Origin of the sequence: Vibrio sp. 10N.261.52.A1 (genome assembly GCF_002876325.1) — a bacterium.
Classification (GTDB): domain Bacteria; phylum Pseudomonadota; class Gammaproteobacteria; order Enterobacterales; family Vibrionaceae; genus Vibrio; species Vibrio chagasii.
This window is the reverse complement of record NZ_MCYD01000899.1, coordinates 1-4,832: the sequence shown is the minus strand read 5'-3', so window position 1 is coordinate 4,832 and position 4,832 is coordinate 1. Positions and strand designations below refer to the sequence as shown.

At 45.2% G+C, this 4,832-nt stretch carries 6 protein-coding genes; 2 read left to right on the top strand and 4 right to left on the bottom strand.

Annotated elements, in window-relative coordinates; genetic code table 11:
• Together murA and BCT81_RS19460 are read left to right on the top strand one after the other, a co-directional pair.
• The coding region (gene murA, locus BCT81_RS19465; RefSeq protein WP_102425526.1) for a UDP-N-acetylglucosamine 1-carboxyvinyltransferase at positions 1–911 on the top strand (911 nt) is incomplete at its 5' end.
• Between the two features lie 152 nt (positions 912–1,063).
• Entirely contained in the window at positions 1,064–1,789 is a 726-nt protein-coding gene (locus BCT81_RS19460; RefSeq protein WP_102425525.1) for a 1-acylglycerol-3-phosphate O-acyltransferase, read from the top strand.
• 107 nt (positions 1,790–1,896) lie between these two features.
• Here BCT81_RS19460 and BCT81_RS19455 read toward each other — a convergent pair whose 3' ends face one another.
• The 4 genes from BCT81_RS19455 to argF form a co-directional block, all read right to left on the bottom strand.
• Positions 1,897–2,286 carry a RidA family protein gene (locus tag BCT81_RS19455; RefSeq protein ID WP_004738682.1) on the bottom strand — a complete coding sequence of 130 codons (390 nt, stop codon included), beginning with the start codon at positions 2,284–2,286 and terminating at the stop codon, positions 1,897–1,899.
• Positions 2,287–2,420: 134 nt separating this feature from the next.
• Positions 2,421–2,882 (bottom strand): aspartate carbamoyltransferase regulatory subunit, encoded by a 462-nt coding sequence (gene pyrI / locus BCT81_RS19450; RefSeq protein WP_004738681.1) that lies wholly within the window; start codon positions 2,880–2,882, stop codon positions 2,421–2,423.
• Positions 2,883–2,894: 12 nt separating this feature from the next.
• A complete protein-coding gene (pyrB, locus tag BCT81_RS19445) occupies positions 2,895–3,824 on the bottom strand; it encodes an aspartate carbamoyltransferase (RefSeq protein ID WP_102425524.1) in 930 nt (309 codons plus the stop codon).
• Positions 3,825–4,093: 269 nt separating this feature from the next.
• Positions 4,094–4,832, bottom strand: a 739-nt coding sequence (gene argF / locus BCT81_RS19440; RefSeq protein ID WP_102425523.1) for an ornithine carbamoyltransferase, incomplete at its 5' end; no start/stop codon positions are given.

The window sequence follows — 4,832 nt, the reverse complement described above, 5'->3', positions numbered from 1 at the left end:
GTGCTCGCCCTGTTGATCTGCATATCCATGGCCTAGAGCAACTAGGTGCAACCATTACATTGGAAGATGGTTATGTGAAAGCAAGTGTTGATGGCCGTCTGAAAGGCGCGCACATCGTGATGGATAAAGTAAGCGTAGGCGCTACGATCACTATCATGTGTGCAGCAACACTCGCAGAAGGTAAAACGGTATTAGATAACTCAGCGCGTGAGCCTGAGATTGTTGATACGGCTGATTTCCTTAACAAACTGGGTGCGAAGATTTCTGGCGCAGGTACAGATACGATTACTATCGAGGGCGTTGAGCGTCTAGGTGGTGGTCAACACTCTGTGGTTGCAGACCGTATTGAAACGGGTACTTTCCTTGTTGCTGCAGCGGTTTCTGGCGGTAAAGTCGTTTGTCGTAACACTAACGCTCATCTTCTTGAAGCTGCCTTAGCGAAGCTTGAAGAAGCGGGTGCGAAGGTTGAAACGGGCGAAGACTGGATCAGTCTTGATATGACAGGTCGTGAGCTTAAAGCGGTGAAAATCGTAACGGCACCACACCCTGGTTTCCCAACCGACATGCAAGCTCAGTTTACTCTGCTTAACATGATGGCGAAAGGTAGCGGTGTGATCACTGAAACCATCTTCGAAAACCGTTTCATGCATATTCCTGAACTTCAGCGAATGGGCGCAAAAGCGGAGATTGAAGGTAATACAGCTATCTGTGGTGAAACCGAGCAGTTGAGCGGCGCTCAAGTAATGGCAACGGATCTTCGTGCATCAGCGAGTCTTGTTATTGCTGGTTGTATCGCACAAGGCGAAACCATCGTTGACCGTATCTATCACATCGATCGTGGCTACGATAAGATTGAAGATAAGCTTTCAGCGCTGGGCGCAAACATTACCCGATTTCGTGACTCAAACTAACTTAGGTTAGTAAATTCATGAATCAGTAAAATGAAAACACAAAAGTCGGAACCTTGGTTTCGGCTTTTTTATAGTTGTATTTACCGCAAGTGAACCTGTTTGCTTATTATAAAGTGAATAGGTGGGTAAGCTTTGCGGTTGTGAGGAACAAAATGATAGCAATATTACGTATTTTCGCATTGGCGATATTTGCGATTCTTATGTTTGTATTCGGCTGTGGCTATTGTCTACTTAGCCCACGTAACCCAAAGCACGTATTTACCTTTGGTCGTTACTTCGGTCGTATGTCGAAAGTGTTTGGTATCAAGCTAGAGCTGCGTATCCCTGAAGATGCTTACTCTCGTGGCCAACATGTTTATGTTGCGAACCATCAGAATAACTGGGACCTGTTCACGGTATCATCGGCTGTGACGCCTAAAGTGGTAACAGTTGGTAAGAAAAGCCTAGCGTGGATGCCTTTGTTTGGTCAGCTTTACTGGTTGACGGGTAATATCCTAATTGACCGTGCAAACCGCAGCAAAGCGGTTGGTACAATCGATCAAGTGGTTGATAACCTGAAAGGCAGTGATGTTTCGGTATGGATGTTCCCTGAAGGAACGCGTTCACGAGGCCGTGGTCTGTTGCCATTTAAAACTGGCGCTTTCCATGCTGCGATTGGCGCTGGCTTACCAATTATCCCTATCGTGTGTAGTTCTACAGGTGGCGTTAAGCTGAACCGTTGGAACAATGGCCACGTGATTGTGGAAATGCTAGACCCAATTAATACTGAAGGCTACGACAAGTCGAACGTTCGTGAATTAGCAAACCTAACTCGTGAACAGATGGCGGCTAAGTTGGAAGAGCTAGACAAAGAAGTGATTGAGCTTAATAAGAAGTAGCTTAAACGCAGAAAACGAATAATAAAAAAGGTTGCCTAGTTGGCAACCTTTTTTTATCTCATCAGGGCTTAGTTCAGCACTAAGCCACTGATTAAATAGGGTGAAACCTATTTGCGAACTGCAATAGCTTCGATCTCGATACCAACATCTTTTGGTAGACGAGCTACTTCAACACATGAACGTGCAGGGTAGTTTGCAACGCCGTGCTCATCAAAGAATTTACCGTAAACTTCGTTTACTGTGCCGAAGTCGTTTAGGTCTTTAACGAATACAGTTAGCTTAACGATGTCTTTTACAGTCAGGCCAGAAGCTTCTACAACCGCTTTAACGTTGTCTAGAGATTGGCGTGCTTGCTCTGCGATATCAGCAGATACTTCACCAGTTGCTGGGTTTACTGGGATTTGACCAGAAGTCAGTACCATGTTGCCAAGGTCAACGCCTTGTACATATGGGCCGATTGCAGCTGGAGCCGATTCTGTGTGAAGTACTTTAGTCATTGGTTTATTCCATCAGTTATTAGATAAAAATCGTTTTTCAGTGTGCCTACAAACCGTGGCTAGGTAAAGCGCAAAATACCCCGCACGGGCGAGGTATTTCATAGTTTTTACATTAATCACGTGTTACGCGAAGCTTATCTTTCTGTCACGATCTCGCGAGAGAAGACTTTTTCGCAGTACTTACATTTCAGGCGAATATCTTCATTCTTCTCAAAGATCTTAAAGCTGCTCTCAACCGGCTCGTTGTGAGTAATGCAGTTGGTGTTTGGACACTCAAACACATCGTTGATTTGCTCAGGTAGTTCAAGCGCTAGCTTCTTAACCACTTCGTAATCTTCGATTTGGTTTACCGTCGCGTGAGGTGCGTACAGTGCTAACTTGTTTGCTTGCTCTTCGGTGATAAACACATTCTCAATTTTAAGTAAGTCTTTACCGCCAAGTGCTGAAGAAGGCAGGTTTAAACCAATAGTGACACGCTGATGAGAGTTGTGCATATCAAACAGTTTTAGCACCTTGATCCCGATGTTTGCTGGGATGTGGTCGATAACGGTACCGTTCTTGATTGCTTCAACTTTTAATTGAGTCTCTTTAGACATGATATCTCTCCTCTACAGCGTTTCGTTAAGAACAAGGGCTAGTAATGCTTCACGCGCGTAAACACCATTTTCAGCTTGCTGGAAGTAGTAAGCGTAAGGTGTTTTATCGACATCGACAGTGATTTCATCAACGCGAGGAAGTGGGTGCAGTACCTTCAAGTTATCACGTGCATTTTCTAATAGAGCAGCCGTTAGGATGTAGGCTGACTTGATGTGTGCGTATTCCGACTCATCAAAGCGTTCTTTCTGTACGCGAGTCATGTATAGAACATCCAGCTCAGGAATCACACCTTCCATGTCGGTCAGTAGTTGGTATTTGATGCCAGCTTCATCAAGCTCTTCACAGATGTAATCAGGCATAGCCAATGCTTCTGGCGCTACAAAGTAGAAACAGATGTTATCGAACTTAGCCAGTGCTTGAGTGAGAGAGTGAACCGTGCGGCCGTATTTAAGGTCACCAACGAACGCCACATTAAGGTTGTCTAGGCGGCCTTGTGTCTCAGCGATAGAGAATAGATCAAGCAGGGTTTGTGTTGGGTGTTGGTTAGCACCATCACCAGCGTTGATTACAGGGACACCGTTAGAGAACTCAGACGCTAGGCGCGCTGCACCTTCTTGAGGGTGACGCATTACGTAAGCATCAACGTAGGAAGAGATAACCTGTACTGAGTCTGCTAGCGTTTCGCCTTTTTTCGCCAGTGAGGTGTTACCGCCGCTGTCGAAACCAATCACATCACCACCGATGCGTTGAATCGCAGTTTCAAAAGAGAGACGAGTTCGCGTTGAAGGTTCGAAGAAGCAGCTAGCCACAACTTTGTTCTTGATAAGTTCTGGGTTTGGTTCTGCTTTAAGCTGACCAGCCGTTTGAACAATTAATTCTAGCTCTTCACGAGAAAGCTCTGGAATTGAGATGATGTGCTTTTGATAGAGCGAATTCGCCATGATCTTCTTCCCCACAATAATGTATTGGCCACAAAAAAGCCCCCCATAATGGGAGGCTTTAAAAAAGTGCTGAAAAGCAGAATAGACCGCCTGGCAAGCATGCTAGCTTACGAGCAATATTAGGTGTTTTCACAATTTTATTATGTGTGATCACAATATTGGTTGGCGTCATTTTCACTACTCTCAGACAAATTGCCGAGAATTATACGCTTTCAATTTGTGAGCGCAAGCGATTACATCAAGCTTTTGTTTACTTTCACTATTCTCAATTAACCGAGTGTTGCGACCATAACGGCTTTGATGGTGTGCATGCGATTTTCTGCTTCATCAAACACAATAGAGTAGTCAGATTCAAACACTTCATCCGTCACTTCCAAACCGTTCATACCATATTTATCAGCTACTTGCTGACCGATAACGGTCTCATTATTGTGGAAAGCGGGTAAGCAATGCATGAATTTCACTTGAGGGTTGCCCGTCAGTTTAATCACATCCATATTCACTTGATATGGTTTCATCACTGCCACACGTTCATCCCAAGCTTCTGGTGCTTCGCCCATCGATACCCAAACATCGGTGTAGAGGAAGTCACAGCCTTTTACGCCTTCAGCAACGTCTTCAGTCAGCGTGATTTTAGCGCCGGTACTTTGCGCGATAGCTTGGCACTCTTCGACAAGTTGTTCTTCTGGCCAGAAGGCTTTTGGCGCGACAAGACGAATATCCATGCCCATCTTGGCAGCTCCTACTAATAGAGAGTTACCCATATTGTTACGAGCATCACCCAGATAAGCAAAGCTGATTTGATACAGCAGTTTACCGCGACCGTGTTCTAACATGGTCAGGAAGTCAGCCAAGATCTGAGTTGGGTGAAATTCATCAGTAAGGCCATTCCACACTGGAACGCCAGCATAAGCGCCAAGGTCTTCGACGATACTCTGACCAAAGCCACGGTACTCGATGCCATCGTACATACGACCTAATACGCGTGCAGTATCTTTCATTGATTCT

Coding starts and splice junctions, on each gene's coding strand:
- BCT81_RS19460 (WP_102425525.1), top strand. CDS start 1,064: ATGATAGCAATATTACGTATTTTCGCATTGGCGATATTTGCGATTCTT.
- BCT81_RS19455 (WP_004738682.1), bottom strand. CDS start 2,286: ATGACTAAAGTACTTCACACAGAATCGGCTCCAGCTGCAATCGGCCCA.
- pyrI (WP_004738681.1), bottom strand. CDS start 2,882: ATGTCTAAAGAGACTCAATTAAAAGTTGAAGCAATCAAGAACGGTACC.
- pyrB (WP_102425524.1), bottom strand. CDS start 3,824: ATGGCGAATTCGCTCTATCAAAAGCACATCATCTCAATTCCAGAGCTT.